The following is a 19,416-nucleotide window of genomic DNA, read 5'->3' as shown; positions in this document are numbered from 1 at the left end:
AAACACGCTATGGCGCAAAATCCGTCGCGTTGTAAATGTTCAGCTTCAGCGCCGCCGCCACTGAGGCCACCGCTTTCTGCGCCCGGACGCTGTTGCCCGCCGGGTCCAGCGGCGGAGAGAAGGCCGCGATGGCGAGGGTGCCGGGCATGATCGCCAGGACGCCGCCGCCCACGCCGCTCTTGCCCGGCAGTCCTACCCGATAGGCCCAGTCTCCCGAAGAGGTGTACAGGCCCTCCATGGTCATTTCCGCCAGGATCGGCGGAACCAGGGACGGGTCGAACACCTGCTTCCCCGTGACCGGGTTGCGTCCGCGGGCGGCTACCGTCGCGCCCATGACGGCCAGGTCCCTGGTGGTCACCAAGGTGGAGCACTGCCGGGTGTAGACCTCACACGCTTCCATTGGATCCGAGTACATGGAACCGCTCGAGTAGAGCAGCCACGCGATCGCCCGGTTGTGGAAATTGGTGGACTGCTCGGAGTCGTTGACGGCGTCGCTGAGCAGGATGTCCCGGCCGGCAAAGGCACTTTGCATGGCCAGGATCTTCTGCCACCGCTCATCTGCGGAGGCCGCCGGGATGAGCGACACTGTGGACATGGCACCGGCGTTAACCAGCGGCGAGAGCGGTTTGCCTCCATGCAGGGCTAACGCAATAACGGAGTTGAACGGTTCACCGGTGGGATCCGCCCCCACCTTGTCATGGAACTCGGGCAGCCCGGTGTGCTCCATGGCCAGAGCCATGGAGCACACCTTGGAAATCGATTCCAGGGCAAACTCGAATCCGGCGTCCCCCGCCTCGAACACGTCGCCGTCCGCCGTTGCCACGCACACGCCGAACAGCGAGGGATCCACCGAGGCCAGGTACGGAATGTAACTGGCGTTGGCACCGCCGGTGTCGCCGGCGTGGTCCGCATGGGCCGTCCGGACGGCGGACGCGATGGCTGACTTTTCCGGCATCATGGTGCTCCGCTCCCTCCAAGGGCGGGTCCCGGCCGGGGCCGAAGGTTTGGTTTGTCTCCGGCGGCGGCTCCCGGCCGCGGCTCGGTCTCTCCCGCGGGGGCACCGGTCTCCGGAATGGCGCCGGAGGCCAGCGCCTGCTCCGTCAGGACCGAAGTCGCCACCGAGGACTGGGTTTGGACGCCGGGGTGACTGTGCTCCAGCTGCCAGGTAAACGGCACAAAGGTGCTGTTCGGATCCCGCCAATGCGGCTTGCGCACGGCGTAGATCACCAGCGGCAGAATGAAGAACAGGGCCGCTCCGCCCGCCAGGATGCCCACGTACAGGACGGGCGACCCGACGGAAATCTGGTCCGGGGGAATGAAGCTGAAGACAAACGCCATCAGCGAACCGAGGAAACCAAGGCCGCCCACCACCCACATGCCCGCTTCACCGCCGGGTACCCGGTAGGGCCGGGGCCGGTTGGGCTGGGTGTACCGCAGGTACATGGCGGCGCCGAACATCAGCATGTACATGATCAGGTACAGGATGACGGTGAGCTGGCTCAGGATCTGGTAGGCGGCCTGCACTGACGGCAGCACCACGTAGACCAGTCCCAGAGCCGTGACCACAAAGGCCTGGAAGAGCATGATGTGCGTTCCCATGCCGTGCTTGTTGGTGCGCTGCCAGAACCGGGGCAGATAGCCTGCCTTGGCCACGGCCAGCAGACCGCTGGACGGACCGGCCACCCAGGTCACCACGCCGGCGAGGACCCCGATCAGCAGCATGGCCGCAATAATCGGGCCAGCCCAGCCGATGCCCGCCCACTCGAACATGTCGTTGTAGGACGTCAGCAGGGACTGGGTGAGGTTGATGTCCGCCTGCGGCACCACAAAGGCAATGGCCAGGGTGCCCAGGACAAAGATCACCACCGTTCCCAGGGCAGCGATCAGCACTGCGATGGGATAATCGCGGGTCGGATTCTTTACTTCCTTGACGTGGATGGCGTTCATTTCCATGCCGGCGTAAAACAGGAAGATGCTCGCGGCCAGCACCACGTTGGAGAAGTTGGAGAAGTCCGGAACGAGTTCGCCCCAGCCCATCTGGATCTGCGGGGTGTTGCCGGCGAAGTAGTAGGAGAACCCCAGCACGATCAGGACGGCGGCCGGAATGATGGTGCCGATGATGCCGCCCCACTGGGCAACCTTGGAAAATGCGGCGGCGCCCCGGAAGGCAATGAAGGTGGCCAGCCAGTAGACCACCAGCACCACTGCCAGGACAAAGGCCTTGTTGCCCGAGAGCTGGGCGTCCAGGTTTTGGTCGGTCCCGGTGTACGCCAGAGACACCGCCCCGAAGGTAAGGACCGTCGGGAACCAGATGCTGACCTCGATGAAGAGCATGAACATGGCAACGAAGGCCCAGCGCGGGCCGAACGCTTCACCCACCCAACGGAACACGCCGCCCTGCTCCGGCCAGCCGGTGGCCAGCTCCGCGGCAACGAGGGACACGGGAATCAAGAAAACCACGGCGGCCAGCACGTAATAGAAAATGGAACTGAGTCCGTACTCGGCCTCGGCCGGCAGGCCGCGGAGGCTCACCACGGCCACGATGTTCATGACGGCCAGGGCCCCGATGGTGATCTTGGCGGTCTGCTTCGCTTTGGCGTTCGAGGATCGACCTGGTGGAGTTGCTGAACCGTTTGCTGCGGAAGAACCAGATGCTGCGGAAGAACCGTTTGATGCTGTGGAATCACTCATCCCACTCACCTCCTCGGATTAGTGGTGGAAGCCGGGATGTGAGGCTTCCTGCGGCATTGGCGCCTCAAGCCGGTCGAGGTATTCGGTTTCCGTCCTGATGTCCTCCAGAAGGCTGTGGGCAAGATCCATGCTGAGGCCATTGCGGACCACGATCCGCTCCACCGTCAGGTGTTCCAGATTGGCGGGCATGGGGTAGGCGGGCACCAGCCAGCCCTTGGCACGCAGCCGGTCGGCCAAGTCGTACAGGGTCCATTTGTCGGTGTGGCCCTCCTTGAGCTGCCACGCGAAGACCGGAATGTCGGAGCCGTCATTCCAAAGATTGAAGGCTCCGATGTCGTTAATGCCCGAGGACAGGTACAGCGCCACGTTCTGGCTTGCCTGCTGGACCTGCGCGTAGCCTTCCCGGCCAAGCCGGAGGAACAGGTAAAACTGCAGGACAACCTGCGCACCGGGACGCGAAAAGTTCAACGCGAAGGTGGGCATGTCGCCGCCAAGGTAGCTCACGTAGAAAATCAGGTCCTCCGGCAGCCATTGGCGCTCGCGCCACACCACCCACCCCAGTCCGGGATACACCAGCCCGTATTTGTGCCCGGACGTGCTGATCGAGTGCACCCGGTCTATCGAAAAGTCCCACTCCAGCTCCGGCTGGATGAACGGAGCGATCATCCCGCCCGAGGCGGCGTCAACATGGATGTTGATGTCCAATCCGGTGGAGGCCTGGATCTCGTCGAGCTTCGCGGCGATCTGTTTCACCGGCTCGTACATGCCGGTGTAGGTGACGCCCATGATGGCCACCACGCCGATCGTGTTTTCGTCCACGTAGTTCTCCAACTCGAACCCGTCCAAGCACTTGTGCTCTTCACTGATGGGAACGAGCCGCACTTCGACGTCGAAATAGTTGCAGAACTTCTCCCAGCAGACCTGGACCGCCGAGCTCATGACCAGATTGGGTTTGTCCGTCGGTTTGCCGTCAGCCTTGCGGGCGTTCTGCCAGAGCCGTTTCAGCGCCAGGCCGCCGAGCATGCAGGCCTCCGACGAGCCGACCGTCGACGTGCCGATCGTTCCCTCGGGATCCGGAGCGTGCCACAGGTCCGCGAGGATCTTCCAGCAGTTTTGCTCGATCTGGGCGGTCTGCGGGTACTCGTCCTTGTCGATCATGTTCTTGTCGTACGTCTCGGCGTACAGCCTGTTGGCGTGGTCGTCCATCCAGGTGGTGACGAAGGTTGCCAGGTTCAGGCGGGCATTTCCATCCAGCATTGTTTCGTCGTGGACAATTTGATACGCCGTTTCCGGGATCATCGATCCGGCGGCAAGCTTGGTCTTGGGTGCGTCGGTTTCCTCGCCCGGTCGGGCGAAAAGCGGATTCACACTCAGGGAATCGGTGTTGGAGAAGTTACTGTCTGGATGCTGCGGCATGATTTTGACCTTTCATCGGCGGTGTCAAAAACCGACACCGGGCCGTTGGAAACGGGGGTCAGGGAGTCCCTCATGTGGCTGCGCGCACCCAAAACTATACGGGCGGCAAAACTGCGTTACTAGGCTCCGGGCGCCATACCGGGCTCAGGGACAAAAACCATGCCGGTTCCGGCAGCGCGGGCCGCCGGAGCGCCCCCAACCGTTGAGGCCGGGACGGTCTCCGCGTACTGTGTGAACGATCAACTGAGCGTGACCGAGAAACACAGCGTGACCGAGAAACACAGCGTGACCCACAAATGTGAGCCCCAAAGCCCGGCACCGCAGTGCCGCTGAGCACCTGAGCCGGGCCAATCCGCGAGGAGATACCCCATGGCTGGACTTGCGCGGCGTGACCGGTTCGAACTGCCCGAACCCGTCCGCAAATTCTTTGAAGGTGATTGGGATGTGCCGGCGTTCCCGGTGGAGGAGTACCGGGACGCAGGGTTCATGGTGGTGAAGGCCGAGCTGCCCAACATTGACCCTGATAAGGACCTGGACGTGTCAGTGAGCGACGGCATCCTCCGCATCAAGGGTGAGCGGCGCGAGGGCACCGAACACAAGGACAAGAACGGCTACCGCAGCGAGTTCCGCTACGGCTCCTTTACCCGCGACATTCCGCTGCCGGCGGGATCCAGCCAGGACAACGTCACAGCTTCCTACAACGACGGCGTCCTTGAAGTCCGGGTACCGGTGCCCGAGGTGGGGTCCTCCTCCACGAAGGTGCCGATCTCCCGGCGCTGACGGCCGAAGACCGATGGTCGAGGATTGAGGGCACGGATGACTGAGGCCGGCCCCATGACTGAGGGCACCGGCTCCGGCGCTGTGCGCCGCCGCCAATATCCGGACTGGGTGGTCATAGCCACCCTGGCGAGCGGCGGCGTCGTCGTTTCCCTGGAGAAAACCGCCGTGGTTCCGCTGCTGCCGGAGTATCCGCGGATCTTCGGCGCCAGCAGCGACGATGTCTCCTGGATGGTGACGATCACCCTGCTGAGCGCTGCTGTGGCCACCCCGATCGTCTCGCGGCTGGCGGACATGTTCGGGAAGCGGCGGATGCTGCTGATCGCCATGGTGATGATGGTGGCGGGTTCGTTTGCCGCGTCGATTGGCGGAACCTTCTTCTGGGCCCTGGTGGGCCGCGGACTGCAGGGCTTTGCCGGAGCGGTGATCCCGGTGGGCATCAGCATCCTGCGCGACGCGCTGCCGCAGCGAAAAATTGCCGGGGCAGTCTCGCTGATGAGCGCCAGCTTCGGCATAGGCAGCGCACTGGGGCTGCCCATGGCCGGACTGATCTATGAACGCCTGGGCTGGCGGGCCACCTTCTGGGGCGTCGGCGTTATCGGTGCCGCGCTGATCGCCGCCATCGTTGTGGTCGTCCCGGAATCCCGGGTGCGCGCGCCCGGCCGCTTCGACTATGAGGGTGCCCTGGTGCTCTCCGGAGCAATGACGGCGCTGCTGCTGGCAATCAGCAAGGGCGGGGTCTGGGGTTGGGGGAGTTATCCCATCCTGGGACTTTTCGCTGCTGCCGCCGTGCTCCTGGCAGTCTGGTTTCCCCTGGAACTGCGCAAGGGGGACCCGCTGGTGGACCTGCGCACCTCGGCCCTGCCACCCGTGCTGCTGACCAACGTCGCCGCCGTCCTGGTCGGCTTCTCGATGTATGCCAACATGCTCGTCACCACCCAGCAGCTCCAGCTGTCCCGGGAGACCGGGTTCGGCTTCGGGCTGAGCGTACTGGTCGCCGGGCTGACGATGATCCCCGCGGGCCTGGCCATGGTGGCGGCAGCGCCGGTGTCCGCCCGCCTCACCAATACCTTCGGCGCGAAAGTAACGCTGGTGGCCGGCTGCGCCGTGATGGCCGCCGGGTACCTGTCCCGGGTGCTGCTGGTGCACTCGGTCACGGGCATCATTCTTGGCGCGGTCATAGTTTCAGTGGGAACGGCAATGGCGATGGCGGCCATGCCGACCATCATCATGAGCAATGTGCCGCTCACCGACACTGCCGCGGCGAACGGGGTAAACACCCTGCTCCGCTCCGTCGGTACCTCGACCTGCAGCGCCGCCGTTGCCTCCATCCTGGCGTCCCTCACCATCCAGGTGGGGGGAGCGGTCTTCCCCGGCCTGGATGCCTTCCGCACCATCTTTGTCCTGGCCGGCTTTGCGGCCCTGGCAGCCACCGGCGTTTCCTGCCTCATTCCCCGCTCCAGGCGCAGGGAAGCAACGCATCCGCGGCTGCATGCGGCGCCAGGCGAGCCCCGGCCCGCCCCTGCGGACAGGAAGGGCGAGATCATGATCACCGGAACCATGCTCGCCGACGACGGCCGCACGCCCGTCCCGGGGGGCCTGGTCACGGTTCTGGACAGGGGCGGAGTGCCGGTGGACTGGGACCGGGGCGACGACGGCGGACGCTACGCCGTCGTACTCCCCGGAGACGGCCGCTACGTGCTGGTGGCAACGCAGCAGCAATGGCGCCCGGTTTCGGAGGCCGTCACGTTTTCCGGTGCACCCGGCAGCCATGACATCCGCTTTCCCGGGCGGCTTATGCTGACGGGACAGGTGCGGCACGGCCGGCGAGCGGTTGCCGGCGCCCTGGTGATCCTGGTCCAGCCCGCCGGGGAAAACCACGGTGCGGCGCGGTCGGATCGCCAGGGCAGATATGAGCTTCCGCTGCCCCGCCCCGGGACCTACATCCTCACGGTCGTGGAGCCCGACGGCGTCACCACCCACACCCGCCGCGTCATCCTGCCCGCCCCCAACACCGTGATAGACGTGGAACTCGGCGGCAAGCCGCCCCCCACGGGCCTGCGCATCTGAGGATCTGCCCCTCCGGGGATCAACGCATCAGCGGATCGACCGAGACCAAGCGCACACTCCTGCCTTTGGTGCCTGAATGGTTCAGCACATAGGATCAATCTGGCGCGAAATGGGTGCGCTTTCCGGCGGTTGATCCCCGGATCCCTCATCCCGCTGGTTTGGCGCTCCCTTTGTACAACTGTTCAACATTTCCGATGAACCGGAAGCACACTTGCTGCGCTGCCGTCTGCCGGCTTGAAGCCGCGGAGGCAGCTGCCCTGTGCGGACGGAACTCCTTTTTCCTTTTGTCTTTTAGTTAGGGTACGTGGTGGATCTCACCCTCATGGTGGCGCTGGTGATCGCGCTCGCATTATTCTTCGACTTCACCAACGGCTTTCACGACACAGCCAACGCAATGGCAACCCCCATTGCCACAGGTGCGATCAAGCCGAAGACGGCTGTTGCTCTGGCAGCAGTCCTGAACCTGGTGGGCGCTTTCCTGTCCACCGAAGTCGCAAAGACCATTTCCGGCGGAATCATCCGGGAGGGCGAAGGCGGCATCCAGATCACGCCGGTGATGATCTTCGCCGGCCTGCTCGGTGCCGTTATCTGGAACCTGATTACCTGGCTTCTCGGGCTGCCCAGCAGCTCCTCGCACGCACTGTTCGGCGGCCTGATCGGAGCCGCCATTGTCGGCGCCGGTTTCGGTTCCGTGGACTACTCGGTGCTGATGTCCAAGGTCATCCTGCCGGCCTTCATTGCGCCGGCCATCGCGCTGACCGTGGCATTGCTGGCGACCAAGCTGGCGTATGCCATCACCCGGCGGCACGATGCGGACTCCGGCGACAAGCTGCCCCGCAAGCGCGGCGGGTTCCGTTACGCGCAGATCTTCTCATCCTCCCTGGTGGCGCTGGCTCACGGCACCAACGATGCGCAGAAGACCATGGGCGTCATCACCCTGGTGCTGATCTCCGGCGGCTTCCAGACCGTGGGCTCCGGGCCGGTGTTCTGGGTTGTTGCAGCCTGCGCCGTCGCGATCGCTGCCGGCACGTACGCCGGCGGCTGGCGCATCATCCGGACCATGGGCACCGGCCTGACGGACGTCAAGCCGGCCCAGGGATTCGCGGCCGAGACCAGTACGGCCGCAGCCATCCTGACCTCGACGCACCTCGGCATGGCCCTGTCGACAACGCAGGTTGCCTCGGGTTCGGTAATCGGTTCCGGTTTGGGCCGCAAGGGCGCTGAGGTCCGCTGGAGCACGGCACGCCGGATCGCCGGCGGCTGGTTCCTGACCCTTCCCGCTGCGGGCATCATGGGCGCCGCGGCGGCCCTGCTCGCCAGCACCGGGCCGGTCGGCGTGGCCATTGACGGAGTCCTCGGCCTGGCGGTCATGCTCTTCATCTACTACCGGTCCCGCCAGAACCGGGTCGGTCACGACAACGCCGTGAGCGACATCGACAATGCCGGCGGCGCCGTCCGCATCAACAAGCGCAAGGCCCGGTCCCAGGGCATTGCATCTGCCCGCACCAAGGTCAAGGAAACGTCAAAATGAGCATCAACTGGGTTGCTTACCTCATCGTCGCCGGCATTACGCTGCTGGCCACGCTCGTCGTCGTCGGGCTGTATTCCACCGGCGTCCGGCTCTACGCGGTTGCCTCCGACCGCAACCCGGGTCCGGAAGCCACCGACCGGCTGATGCTGGTCAAAGTCGGCGCCTACGCCTGCTTCACGGTGTGCGCAGCAGCGGTGCTGTTCGGCATCTACCTGATTGTGCCCGCGCTCCACGGTTGAATCTCGCTCCACAGTTGAATCTGCAGAGCTGAATCCAGTCCTGCCCATCCCGCAGGACATCCAAAAGCCCGGCGACAAGCGGCCAGTAACGGCCGCCGTCGTCGGGCTTTTGCGTGCCTGTCGCCGGCCCGGAATGCCGGCGGCAAGCGGCGCGTGCTACGAAGCTTCGGCGTACTCCGCGTAGTCCGTGTAGCCGGCGGCACCGTGCGAGTAGAAGGTGGAAGGATCCGGGGTGTTCAGCGGCAGGTCTTCCTCCCAGCGGCGCACCAGGTCCGGATTGGCAATTACGGGGCGGCCGACGACGACGCCGTCGCCCAGGTTGTCTTCCATGATCGAAAGGGCTTCCTCACGCGTGGTGATGACACCGAAGCCCGAGTTCAGCAGCACCGGGCCGCCGAACTGGCTGCGCAGCTCCTGCACAAGGATGTCTGACGGGTCCCGGTGCAGGATGCTGAGGAACGCCGGCTTCAGCGGTGCGATTCCGGCCAGGAGGGCGGTGTATGTCGCCAGAACGTCGGCCGGATTGGTTTCCAGTACGCCCTGGATGTTGTTCTCCGGGGAGATGCGGATGCCGGTCCGGTCAGCGCCGATGGCGTCGGCCACTGCGCGGTACGCCTCGATCACGAAGCGCGCCCGGTTCTCGGGTGAGCCGCCGTAACCATCGGTGCGCTGGTTGGAGTCCGGGGAGAGGAACTCGTGCAGCAGGTAACCGTTGGCACTGTGCAGTTCAACGCCGTCGAACCCTGCCGTGATCGCCGCACGGGACGCGGCGACGAATTCGGCGATGATGTCCGGCAGTTCAGCCGTGGTGAGCGCGTGCGGGACCGGGTAGGCCTGCTTGCCCTCGTAGGTGTGGGTCAGGCCGTCGATCGCAATGGCGCTGGGGGCCACGACCCTGCGGCCGCCGTTGATGCCCTGATGGGTCACCCGGCCGGCATGCATCACCTGGGCGACGATTCGGCCGCCGGCAGCGTGGACCGCGTCGGTGACGTTCTTCCAGCCGGCGATCTGCTCTTCAGTGACCAGCCCGGGCTGCCAAGTGAATCCCTGTCCTTCGTAGGACGTGTAGGTGCCCTCGCTGACGATCAGGCCCATCGAGGCGCGCTGGCTGTAGTGTTCCGCCATCAGCGCGGTCGGGACGCCGTGGCGGCCGCTCCGTGTCCGGGTCAGCGGTGCCATGATCAGGCGGTTGGGCAGTTCAAGGCAGCCAACAGTGAGCGGGGAAAAGAGGTTCAAGGAGGAAGTTCTTTCTGTAGAGCGCGTCCGGTGCGTTCCTGCCGGCACCGGACGCAGGCGTTCATGCATCCACTTGGCCCAACCGGGTGAACGTCCTGAGTATTCCGCAGGCGCTGGGAGGGCGGGGGCGCCGGGGCGGATCTTGGGCATTACCGGGTGCCGGGTGGGACTGCCGGTGTTTTTCCCGCACTGCCGGGCTAGCATGAGCGGCATGGTCAGGACTGTCTACTATGTTGCAGCGTCGATGGACGGTTATATTGCCGACGCGGACAACTCGCAGGAATGGCACCGTGACTTCTCCGGTGCCGAAGGCCAGGACACGCACTTTCGGGAATTCCTCGACCGTGTTGGGGCGCTGGTGATGGGTGCTGGCACCTATGGTTCCTTCCAAGCAGCCGGTCCTGAATCGTGGGCGTTCGGCCGCACTCCGACATGGGTCTTCACCCACCACGAATTTCCCGGTATTGCCGGTGCCGACATTACCTTTGTGCGCGGCGACGTCGCCGAATTCCACCCGGATATTGTTGACGACGCCGGTGACAGGGACATCTGGGTGGTCGGCGGAGGGAATCTTGCCGGCCAACTCATGGATCAGGGGCTGGTGGACGAAATGGTCCTCACCGTGATTCCTGTCGCCCTGGGCAGCGGGCGGCCGCTGATGCCGGTAACGAAAGCCACGGAACCGGCGGCTCTTGTGGCATCCCATGCCCTGGGGCAGGGCCTGATGCAGCTGCACTATGACTTCGGCCGGCGGTGACTTGGGATGCCGGGGGACTTGGGCTGGCGGTGACTTCACCCTCAGCTGTAGAACGCTGGAGCCTCAGCCGCAGTCAGCCGCCCCGGCAGGAAGTCAGCGGACGTCGCGGATCATGTTGGTCATCCGGGCCGTGCTCAGCCGGCGTCCCTGCTCATCGGTCATGACAATCTCATGCGTCACCAGGGTCTGCCCGCGGTGGATGGCCGTGGCAGTTCCCGTCACTGTGCCGGAGGCAATGGAACGATGGTGGGTCGCGCCGATCTCAATTCCGAGGGCCTGCCGGGACGGTCCGGCATGGATGGCGGCACCAAAGGAGCCCAGCGTTTCGGCCAGCACCAGATGGGCTCCGCCGTGAAGGATGCCGGCTACCTGCTCGTTGCCCTCCACCGGCATCGTCGCCACAATGCGTTCCGCGGACATTTCGGTGAAACGGATGCCCAGCTTCACCACCAAGCGGCCGACGCCGTGGGAGCTCAGCCAGCTGTGCATCTCCGGCGGGATCCCCGCAGCATTCAATTCGTCGGTGTAGTCCGCAGTGGTCTCGGACTGGGCGCCGTTGCCCGGCGTGAAATTGTCGCTCATGCCAACTAGGCTTACATCTGTGAGTGAATCTACCAAACTGGCCGATATTCAAGCAGAAATCCCTGCCGAAACCGTACTCGAGGGGGCCGTGGAGCCGGCGCCCGAAGGTCTCGGAACCGCTACGGCGGGAGGACACAACCGGCTGCTGGTCATCGACGGCCATTCAATGGCGTTCCGCGCCTTCTACGCCCTTCCGGCCGAAAACTTCTCCACGGACACCGGCCAGCACACCAACGCCGTGTACGGATTCACCTCCATGCTGATCAACCTCATCAAGGAGGAGAAGCCAACCCATCTAGCGGTTGCCTTCGACCTTGACACCCCCACTTTCCGGTCCGAGGAGTACACGGAGTACAAGGGAGGGCGCAACAAGACCCCCGAGGAATTCCACGGGCAGATCGACCTCATCATCAAGGTGATGGAAGCCATGCGCATCCCCACGCTCTCCCTGGACGGTTACGAGGCCGACGACATCCTGGCGACGCTGGCCGAGAAGGCCTCAGCCCGGAACTGGGACGTCATGATCGTCTCCGGAGACCGGGACGCCTTCCAGCTTGTTGATGACCGGGTCACCGTCTTCTACCCCAAGAAGGGTGTCTCCGACCTGCCGCGCATGGACGCAGCGGCGGTCGAAGCGAAATACCTCGTGCCGCCGGACAAGTATTCGGACCTGGCCGCCCTGGTCGGAGAAACAGCCGACAACCTTCCCGGCGTCCCGGGCGTCGGACCCAAGACCGCCGCCAAGTGGATCAAGCAGTACGGCGGCCTCGAGGGCATCCTGGAGAACCTGGACAGCATCAAGGGCAAGGTCGGCGACTCGCTGCGCGCCAACATCGAGGACGTCAAGCGCAACCGCCGCCTGAACCGCCTGCTGCGGGACCTGGACCTGCCGGTGGACCTGGACGCCATGTCAGCGCGCCGTCCGGACCGCGAAGCCATCGAGGAACTCTTCGACGCCCTGCAGTTCAACGCGCTCCGCAAACGGCTGTTCGATGTTTACGGCGAGGAGGAGACGGCCTCCACCGGCAACGAGCTGACGCCGCCGGAACATGTCGTCATCACCGAGGCGGCAGCGCTGAAGGACTGGATCGCCTCCACCAACCAGGCCAAGACCGCCGTGCAGCTGGTCACCGAGGGCGCAGCGGCGGGGCGCGACGTCGTCGGGCTGGCCCTGGTGACCAACACCGTTGCCGCGTATGTGCCGCTGACCGAGATCGACGCCGAAACGGAGCAGGTGCTCGCCGGGTGGCTGGCGGACCTGGATGCCCCGAAGGTGGTGCATGACTTCAAGGAGGCGTACAAGGCGCTCGCCGCACGCGGCCTGCACCTGGCCGGCGAGGTGGACGACACCGCTGTGTCGGGCTACCTGATCCAGCCGGACCGGCGCAGCTACGACCTCCCGGACCTGAGCCAGCACCACCTGCGGATGTCGCTGGCACCCGCAGCCGCAGCCAGCAACCAGCTGCAGCTCCAGCTCGAGGAAGAAGACGTTGCCTCGCCCGCGGTGCTGGAGGCCTTCGCCGCCCTGCAGCTCAGCGACCACTTTGCCGGGCAGCTGGTCGAGCGAGGCGCCAACCAGCTCCTGGGCGGCCTCGAGCTGCCGCTGTCCGAGGTCCTGGCCGAAATGGAACTGGCCGGCATCGCGGTGGACACCAACAAGCTGGACCGGCTGCTTGACGACTTCAGCACCACCATCGCCAATGCCAGCAGCGAAGCCTTCAGCATCATCGGCAAGGAAATCAACCTCGGCTCGCCCAAGCAGCTGCAGGTGGTCCTCTTTGACGAACTGGGCCTGCCCAAGACCAAGAAAATCAAGACCGGCTACTCCACCGACGCAGACGCGCTCGCAGACCTGATCGTCAAGACCGGGGGACATCCCTTCCTCGCCCACCTGATGGCCTACCGTGACGCCACCAAGCTGCGGCAGACCGTGGAGGGCCTGCGCAAAGCAGTGTCCGACGACGGCCGCGTGCACACCACCTACGTCCAGACGGCCGCGGCCACCGGCCGGTTGTCCTCCACGAACCCCAACCTGCAGAACATCCCGATCCGTTCCGAAGAGGGCCGGCGCATCCGGGAAGTGTTCACCGTGGGCGAGGGCTACGAAACCCTGCTGACGGCCGACTACTCCCAGGTGGAAATGCGCATCATGGCGCACCTCTCCGGCGACGAAGGCCTCATCTCCGCGTTCCGGGCGGGCGAGGACCTGCACCGGTTCGTCGGCGCGCACATCTTCGGTGTTCCGCCAGAGGACGTCACCAGTGCCATGCGGTCCAAGGTCAAGGCCATGTCCTACGGCCTGGTCTATGGCCTGAGCTCCTTCGGCCTGTCCAAGCAGCTGGCCATTCCGGTGGACGAGGCCCGCACCCTGATGCGCGACTACTTCGACCGGTTCGGTGCGGTGCGCGACTACCTGCGCGGCGTCGTCGAGCAGGCCCGCAAGGACGGTTTCACCTCCACCATCGAAGGCCGCCGCCGCTACCTGCCGGACCTCTCCAGCGACAACCGGCAGCTGCGCGAAATGGCCGAGCGCGCGGCCCTGAACGCTCCGATCCAGGGTTCCGCCGCCGACATCATCAAAAAGGCGATGCTGGGCGTGGACGCCGAGCTGAAGGCGCAGGGCCTGAAATCCCGCATGCTGCTGCAGGTCCATGATGAACTGGTGCTCGAAGTCGCCTCCGGGGAACAGGACGCGGTGGAAAAGCTGGTGCGCGAACAGATGGCCTCCGCCGCTGACCTGTCGGTTCCCCTGGACGTCTCGGTCGGCATCGGCGTCAGCTGGCACGAGGCCGGCCACTAAGCGAGTATTCAGCCGCGCGAAACAGGGGGAAACATGCAGCAGGAAGCCGGCCTGCGGTCCGCATCGTTCGCGCCGGGATACGACGGCGCCGATCCCGCCGTCGATGCCCGGACCGCCAACTGGCTCGACGCCGTCAAGCTCGGGTTCCACGAGCAGCGCGCCGATCCGGCGCGCCTGCCGGCGCTGGTGGACGCCTATCAGCGGGACGGCCGCACGCTCACGGCTGTCTATGACGACCTGGCGCCCGAAGCCGCCTGGGATCCGGCCGTTCCGGTGGCCACCTACGCCACCATGGTCAACACCCTGAACGTGGGCGGCGGGCGGCTGGTTCCGGCCCACCTGGTCACCGCGGTGACGGTGCGCCCCACGCACCGGCGCCGCGGCATCCTGCGCCGGATGATCACCGCCGACCTCACCGGTGCCCGGAAAGCCGGGTTGGCGCTGGCGGCGCTGACGGCGTCGGAGGCAACCATCTACGGCCGCTTCGGTTTTGGCGCTGCCACCTCCACGGCGGAAACCAAGGTCGACACCCGGGGCGGCCTGGAGTTCACGGCACCGCCCAGCGGCAGCGTCGCAGTGGCGGACAGTGCCAAGCTGAAGGTCCTGGCACCGGAAATCTACCGGGCCCATCTTGCAGGCACCCTTGGGGCCCTGGGCCGCCAGCACGGCTACTGGATGCGGGCCTCCGGCACCTGGAGCGAGGAAGGCTCCGAACCGGACAAGGCCCTGCGCGGGGTCATCCGTTACAACACCGACGGCGTTCCCGACGGCTACGCCGCGTACAAGTCCCAGGGCTGGGGGACCGAACCGCACACGGTGAAGGTCACCGACCTGATTGCCGCGACGGACGAGGCATACCGCGAACTGTGGCGCTACCTCGGCTCCCTCGATCTGGTGGACCGCCTGACCTTCAACCATGCGCCGGTGGCCGATCCGCTGCCCTGGATGCTCGCTGACCGCCGCCGGTACCGGGTCGCCGGCGTTGATGACGTCCTGTGGCTGCGGATCCTAAACACCCAGGCTGCCCTGGAAGCGCGCCATTACTCGGGCAGCGGTGCCATCGTCCTCGCCGTAAAGGATTCGCTGGGCCTGGCCGGCGGCAGCTGGCATCTGCAGGCCGACGGCGGAACGGGGACCGCCGCTGCACTGGACGGAGGGCCGGCGCCGTCGGGCACTGCGGCCGTGGAAATCGACGTCGACGCCCTGGGATCCCTGTATCTGGGCGGTGTAAGCGCGCGGACACTGGCGGCTGCGGGGGGAATACGCGGCAGCCGGGACGCGTTGGAGATCCTTGACGCCCTGTTCTCTGCGGGTGCCGCACCCTACTGCAGTACCCATTTCTGACCGGGCTCCGGATTACTTCCCTCAAAGTGTCCCGGGTGCTTTGACCTGAGTTGCGCCCAGCCGCTAGACTGATCTGGCGCGTAATTGCGCGATGAGTAAGCAATTGATTATCCCATTTGTCCATCTCCGGACACACAAGCACTGTCTGAGGCAGGCCGCTACGGCTGCACTGAGTTCGGTGGGAGCGCTTCCGGAATACAAAACAACTTCCACATCGGAGTCCCAACTACATGACCATCACCACCACCGAGAAGTCCGGTACCCCGCAGGTCGCTATCAACGACATCGGTACTGCCGAGGACTTCCTCGCCGCCATTGACGCAACGATCAAGTACTTCAACGACGGCGATCTCGTCGAAGGTACCGTCGTCAAGGTTGACCGCGACGAGGTCCTGCTCGACATCGGTTACAAGACCGAGGGTGTCATCCCTTCCCGTGAGCTTTCCATCAAGCACGACGTTGATCCCGGAGACGTAGTTTCCGTCGGCGATCTGGTCGAAGCTTTGGTTCTCACCAAGGAAGACAAAGAAGGCCGCCTGATTCTCTCCAAGAAGCGCGCACAGTACGAGCGCGCCTGGGGCGACATCGAGAAGGTCAAGGAAGAAGACGGCGTCGTTACCGGTACCGTCATCGAGGTTGTCAAGGGTGGTCTCATCCTGGACATCGGCCTGCGCGGCTTCCTGCCGGCCTCCCTCGTCGAGATGCGTCGTGTCCGCGACCTGGCTCCGTACATCGGCCAGCAGATCGAAGCCAAGATCATCGAACTGGACAAGAACCGCAACAACGTTGTTCTGTCCCGCCGTGCCTGGCTCGAGCAGACGCAGTCCGAGGTTCGCTCCACGTTCCTCAACAAGCTGGAAAAGGGCCAGGTTCGCCCGGGCGTTGTTTCCTCCATCGTCAACTTCGGTGCATTCGTGGACCTTGGCGGCGTAGACGGTCTCGTCCACGTTTCCGAGCTCTCCTGGAAGCACATCGACCACCCCTCCGAGGTCGTTGAAGTTGGCCAGGAAGTCACCGTTGAGGTTCTGGAAGTTGACCTCGACCGCGAGCGTGTCTCCCTGTCGCTGAAGGCTACGCAGGAAGATCCGTGGCAGACCTTCGCCCGCACCCACGCCCTGGGCCAGGTTGTGCCGGGTAAGGTCACCAAGCTGGTTCCGTTCGGTGCGTTCGTTCGCGTCGAAGACGGCATCGAAGGCCTGGTCCACATCTCCGAGCTGGCAGTCCGCCACGTAGAGCTGGCCGAGCAGGTTGTCTCCGTTGGTGACGAACTGTTCGTCAAGGTCATCGACATCGACCTCGAGCGTCGCCGCATCTCCCTGTCGCTCAAGCAGGCCAACGAGGGCGTCGACCCCGAGGGCACCGAGTTCGACCCGGCTCTGTACGGCATGGCCGCAGAGTACGACGAAGCCGGCAACTACAAGTACCCGGAGGGCTTCGACCCCGAGTCCAACGAATGGCTCGAAGGCTACGAGACCCAGCGCGCCGCTTGGGAGCAGCAGTACGCTGACGCCCAGGCTCGTTGGGAGTCCCACAAGAAGCAGGTTGCACAGCACGCTTCTGAGGACATCGCAGCTGCTTCGGACACGTCCGAGTCCGCCTCCACGAGCTACTCCTCCGAGCCGGCCGTTGCTGAGACGGGTGCCGGCACGCTGGCTTCCGACGAAGCACTTGCCGCTCTGCGCGAGAAGCTCACGGGCAACTAATTTCCCCTGGTTGAACTAACCGGTTGAAATAGCTCAACAAAGCGGGCCCCCACTTCGGTGGGGGCCCGCTTTGTCGCATCCGCATCCTTCATACTTCGGCAGGAGACATCAGGGGCCCTTGCGTCCCCAACGCTGCCTTCAGGCGCGGGAATCGTTGGCGTAGCGCAGGCCCAGCTGGGTGCGCACGCCGTCAAGCAGTTCCAGGGTCCGCAGGGTGTCGGCCAGCGGCATGGTCGGGCTCTCCGTGAGGCCCTGCTGGATGCAGCGCGTCACCTCCCGCAGCTGATACGCGTAACCGGCACCAACGTGGTCGAAGGTCTCGACGCGCGCGCCGTCCGGGCCGTGCACGTGCAGCTCCTGCGGGTTGGGAATGTCGCCGCCGCCGGTGCGGAGCCAGCCGGCACTGCAGCTGATCGTGGCGCTTCCCGGCCCCGAAGCGGCAAGCGAGGACGTCAGCTGGGCGTGGCGTCCGTCGTCGTACCGCAGGGTCAGGGCGTTCTGGATGTCCACGCCGCTCCGGTTGAGGACGCCCGAGGCGGTGACGCCGTCGGGGAATCCCAGGGCTCCCATCGCCCAGGTCAGGGTGTAGACGGACAGGTCCAGCAGGGCTCCGCCGCCGGCGGCCGGATCCCACAGCCGGCTGGCAGGATCCTCCGGCGCGGGAAAGCCGAGATCCGCCTGCACCCATGCTGGAGTGCCGAGTTCGCCGGAAGCGAGGACGTCCCAGGCCCGGTTGGCGCTGGGCAGGAACCGGGTCCACAGCGCTTCCATCAGGAACAGGTTGCGTTCCCGGGCCAGCGTGACGAGCTCCGCCGCCTCCGCGGCGTTCACCGTGAACGGCTTCTCGCACAGGACGTGCTTGCCGTGCTCCAGGGCGCTCTTGGTGACCTCGTAGTGCTGGGCGTGCGGCGTGGCCACGTAGACGATGTCGACCGCCGGGTCGGCGAACATGGCCTCGAACCCGCTCGCGCCGTCCGTGCCGTCGGAATTCGTGCTGTCCGAATACGAGGCGGCGAATCCGAAGCGCTCGGCGAAGTCCGCCGCCTTCACGGCACTGCGTGAGCTGACCGCGTGCAGGACGGAGTCCTCGAGCAGGGCGATATCGGCAGTGACCGTGGCGGCAATGCCGCCGGTGGCCACCACCGCCCAGTGCAGGGGGCGGCCGGTCGCGGCCAGGGGAGGGGGTGCACCGGCGGCGGCGCCGGGCGGACGGACAAAGTGCCGGGGCGCGGTGGAAAGAGACATGCGGGGAGCTCCTTAGGCGGATTCTCGGACAACCAGGGACGTGGGCAGCCGGTGAACGCGTTCCGCCGGGCGGCCTTCGATCAGCTCAACCAGCAGCTCGGCCATTTTCTCGCCCAGGGCGGCGATCGGATGATGGATGGTGGTCAGCGCCGGGCTGAGGCTGGTGGCGTAGAAGTCGTCATCAAAGCCGACGACGGCGATGTCCTCCGGAATGCGCAGCCCGCGTTCCTTGATGGCCGAGTAGGCACCGGCGGCCATCTGGTCATTGGCGGCAAAGAGACCGTCCAGGGGTTTGCCGCGGTCCAGCAGCCGGCGCATGGCCGCGGCACCGGACGTCACGGTGAAGTCGCCGGTTTCCACCAGCGCATCATCGAGGCCGGCCTGCTGCAGGGCCGTGCGCCAGCCGGCGAGCCGGTCCACGCCCGGCGGCATGTCCTGCGGGCCGGCGATGGTGGCGATGTTTCGCCGGCCGGCCCGGATCAGGTGCGTTGTGGCGTCAAACGCTCCTTCCTCGTTGTCGACCTCCACAAAATAGCTGTCCGCCAGGCCCATCAGGGGGCGCCCGGCAAAGACCAGGGGCAGGGACGCGTTCAGATCCGACCAGGAGTGGTCGCCGCTGTGGTGGGACACCACGAGCACGCCGTCCACGTTGCCGCCCAGCAGGTAGCGGCGGGTCTTTTCCGGGTTCGCTTCCGACGAGGTGACCATGTTCAGCATGTACTCGGTGGTGTTCAGGTACCTGGCGACGCCTTCCACCACGGTGGCAAAAAACGGATCCGCGAAGACCTTGGAGGTGGATTCCGGAACCAGCAGCGTTACTGTGTTGGTCCGCCGGCTGGCCAGGGTCCGGGCCGCCCGGTTCGGCACGTAGTTCAGGGTCCGGACGGCCTTTTCCACGGAACTGGCCAGATGCGGGTCCACTGACGCCGCGCCGTTGACCACGCGGGAGACAGTGGCCCGGGACACGCCGGCCAGGGCCGCCACCATCTCAAGCGTGGGGGCGGGCCTGGCGGAGCCGGATTCGG

Annotated in this window: 15 protein-coding genes; 8 read left to right on the top strand and 7 right to left on the bottom strand. The window is 65.5% G+C overall.

Going from position 1 to position 19,416, the window contains the following annotated elements; all coding sequences use genetic code 11:
- Positions 1-7 precede the first annotated feature (7 nt).
- The 3 genes from glsA to gad are packed head-to-tail and all read right to left on the bottom strand — an operon-like array spanning position 8 to position 4,110.
- Positions 8-958 (bottom strand): glutaminase A, encoded by a 951-nt coding sequence (gene glsA / locus QNO08_RS09920; protein ID WP_229965677.1) that lies wholly within the window; start codon positions 956-958, stop codon positions 8-10.
- Positions 955-2,691 (bottom strand): glutamine/gamma-aminobutyrate antiporter GadC, encoded by a 1,737-nt coding sequence (gadC, locus tag QNO08_RS09915; protein ID WP_229965678.1) that lies wholly within the window; start codon positions 2,689-2,691, stop codon positions 955-957. Before gadC ends, glsA begins: the two co-directional genes overlap by 4 nt.
- Before the next feature lie 18 nt (positions 2,692-2,709).
- Positions 2,710-4,110 carry a glutamate decarboxylase gene (gene gad / locus QNO08_RS09910; RefSeq protein ID WP_442860492.1) on the bottom strand — a complete coding sequence of 467 codons (1,401 nt, stop codon included), beginning with the start codon at positions 4,108-4,110 and terminating at the stop codon, positions 2,710-2,712.
- Between the two features lie 366 nt (positions 4,111-4,476).
- On the opposite strand from gad, the gene QNO08_RS09905 reads away from it, so the two are divergent.
- The 4 genes from QNO08_RS09905 (at position 4,477) to QNO08_RS09890 (ending at position 8,724) form a co-directional block, all read left to right on the top strand.
- Positions 4,477-4,887, top strand: a complete 411-nt coding sequence (locus QNO08_RS09905) for an Hsp20/alpha crystallin family protein (RefSeq protein WP_229965680.1) — start codon at positions 4,477-4,479, stop codon at positions 4,885-4,887.
- A 54-nt stretch (positions 4,888-4,941) separates the two neighbouring features.
- Positions 4,942-6,954 carry an MFS transporter gene (locus QNO08_RS09900; protein ID WP_284155585.1) on the top strand — a complete coding sequence of 671 codons (2,013 nt, stop codon included), beginning with the start codon at positions 4,942-4,944 and terminating at the stop codon, positions 6,952-6,954.
- A 307-nt stretch (positions 6,955-7,261) separates the two neighbouring features.
- On the top strand, positions 7,262-8,485 hold the full coding sequence (locus QNO08_RS09895) for an inorganic phosphate transporter (protein WP_284015811.1): 1,224 nt from the start codon (positions 7,262-7,264) through the stop codon (positions 8,483-8,485).
- Entirely contained in the window at positions 8,482-8,724 is a 243-nt protein-coding gene (locus tag QNO08_RS09890; RefSeq protein ID WP_231712535.1) for a hypothetical protein, read from the top strand. The genes QNO08_RS09895 and QNO08_RS09890 overlap by 4 nt, the downstream gene beginning before the upstream one ends.
- 156 nt (positions 8,725-8,880) lie before the next feature.
- On the opposite strand, the gene QNO08_RS09885 is transcribed toward QNO08_RS09890, so the two are convergent.
- Positions 8,881-9,960, bottom strand: coding sequence for an alkene reductase (locus tag QNO08_RS09885; protein ID WP_269439162.1), 1,080 nt, complete (start codon positions 9,958-9,960; stop codon positions 8,881-8,883).
- 211 nt (positions 9,961-10,171) lie between these two features.
- Here QNO08_RS09885 and QNO08_RS09880 point away from each other — a divergent pair, with 211 nt between their 5' ends.
- Positions 10,172-10,717, top strand: coding sequence for a dihydrofolate reductase family protein (locus QNO08_RS09880; protein WP_229965683.1), 546 nt, complete (start codon positions 10,172-10,174; stop codon positions 10,715-10,717).
- A gap of 93 nt (positions 10,718-10,810) precedes the next feature.
- Here QNO08_RS09880 and QNO08_RS09875 read toward each other — a convergent pair whose 3' ends face one another.
- A complete protein-coding gene (locus QNO08_RS09875; protein WP_229965684.1) occupies positions 10,811-11,299 on the bottom strand; it encodes a hotdog fold thioesterase in 489 nt (162 codons plus the stop codon).
- 166 nt (positions 11,300-11,465) lie between these two features.
- Here QNO08_RS09875 and polA point away from each other — a divergent pair, with 166 nt between their 5' ends.
- From polA to rpsA, 3 genes are all read left to right on the top strand, one after another.
- A complete protein-coding gene (polA, locus tag QNO08_RS09870; protein ID WP_229965796.1) occupies positions 11,466-14,099 on the top strand; it encodes a DNA polymerase I in 2,634 nt (877 codons plus the stop codon).
- A gap of 33 nt (positions 14,100-14,132) precedes the next feature.
- A complete protein-coding gene (locus tag QNO08_RS09865) occupies positions 14,133-15,443 on the top strand; it encodes a GNAT family N-acetyltransferase (protein WP_229965685.1) in 1,311 nt (436 codons plus the stop codon).
- 230 nt (positions 15,444-15,673) lie between these two features.
- Positions 15,674-17,146: a 30S ribosomal protein S1 gene (gene rpsA / locus QNO08_RS09860; protein WP_229965686.1), complete on the top strand. Its 1,473-nt coding sequence runs from the start codon at positions 15,674-15,676 to the stop codon at positions 17,144-17,146.
- Positions 17,147-17,284: 138 nt separating this feature from the next.
- Here the strand turns inward: rpsA and QNO08_RS09855 are convergent, their stop codons facing one another.
- Positions 17,285-18,391, bottom strand: coding sequence for a Gfo/Idh/MocA family protein (locus QNO08_RS09855; RefSeq protein WP_229965687.1), 1,107 nt, complete (start codon positions 18,389-18,391; stop codon positions 17,285-17,287).
- 12 nt (positions 18,392-18,403) lie between these two features.
- The gene (locus QNO08_RS09850) at positions 18,404-19,378 is read right to left on the bottom strand and encodes a LacI family DNA-binding transcriptional regulator (protein ID WP_231712691.1); all 975 of its coding nucleotides are present in this window, start codon (positions 19,376-19,378) and stop codon (positions 18,404-18,406) included.
- Between the last annotated feature and the right edge of the window lie 38 nt (positions 19,379-19,416).

The sequence above is a fragment of the Arthrobacter sp. zg-Y820 genome (assembly GCF_030142155.1).
Lineage (GTDB): Bacteria > Actinomycetota > Actinomycetes > Actinomycetales > Micrococcaceae > Arthrobacter_B.
Note: the sequence above shows the minus strand (reverse complement) of the source record. Positions and strands in the feature narration are given on the sequence as shown.

Excerpts from the sequence above, each read along its gene's own strand:
- glsA (WP_229965677.1), bottom strand. The coding sequence starts at position 958 with ATGATGCCGGAAAAGTCAGCCATCGCGTCCGCCGTCCGGACGGCCCAT.
- gadC (WP_229965678.1), bottom strand. The coding sequence starts at position 2,691 with ATGAGTGATTCCACAGCATCAAACGGTTCTTCCGCAGCATCTGGTTCT.
- QNO08_RS09905 (WP_229965680.1), top strand. The coding sequence starts at position 4,477 with ATGGCTGGACTTGCGCGGCGTGACCGGTTCGAACTGCCCGAACCCGTC.
- QNO08_RS09900 (WP_284155585.1), top strand. The coding sequence starts at position 4,942 with ATGACTGAGGGCACCGGCTCCGGCGCTGTGCGCCGCCGCCAATATCCG.
- QNO08_RS09890 (WP_231712535.1), top strand. The coding sequence starts at position 8,482 with ATGAGCATCAACTGGGTTGCTTACCTCATCGTCGCCGGCATTACGCTG.
- QNO08_RS09880 (WP_229965683.1), top strand. The coding sequence starts at position 10,172 with ATGGTCAGGACTGTCTACTATGTTGCAGCGTCGATGGACGGTTATATT.
- QNO08_RS09875 (WP_229965684.1), bottom strand. The coding sequence starts at position 11,299 with ATGAGCGACAATTTCACGCCGGGCAACGGCGCCCAGTCCGAGACCACT.
- polA (WP_229965796.1), top strand. The coding sequence starts at position 11,466 with ATGGCGTTCCGCGCCTTCTACGCCCTTCCGGCCGAAAACTTCTCCACG.
- QNO08_RS09865 (WP_229965685.1), top strand. The coding sequence starts at position 14,133 with ATGCAGCAGGAAGCCGGCCTGCGGTCCGCATCGTTCGCGCCGGGATAC.
- rpsA (WP_229965686.1), top strand. The coding sequence starts at position 15,674 with ATGACCATCACCACCACCGAGAAGTCCGGTACCCCGCAGGTCGCTATC.
- QNO08_RS09855 (WP_229965687.1), bottom strand. The coding sequence starts at position 18,391 with ATGTCTCTTTCCACCGCGCCCCGGCACTTTGTCCGTCCGCCCGGCGCC.
- QNO08_RS09850 (WP_231712691.1), bottom strand. The coding sequence starts at position 19,378 with ATGGTGGCGGCCCTGGCCGGCGTGTCCCGGGCCACTGTCTCCCGCGTG.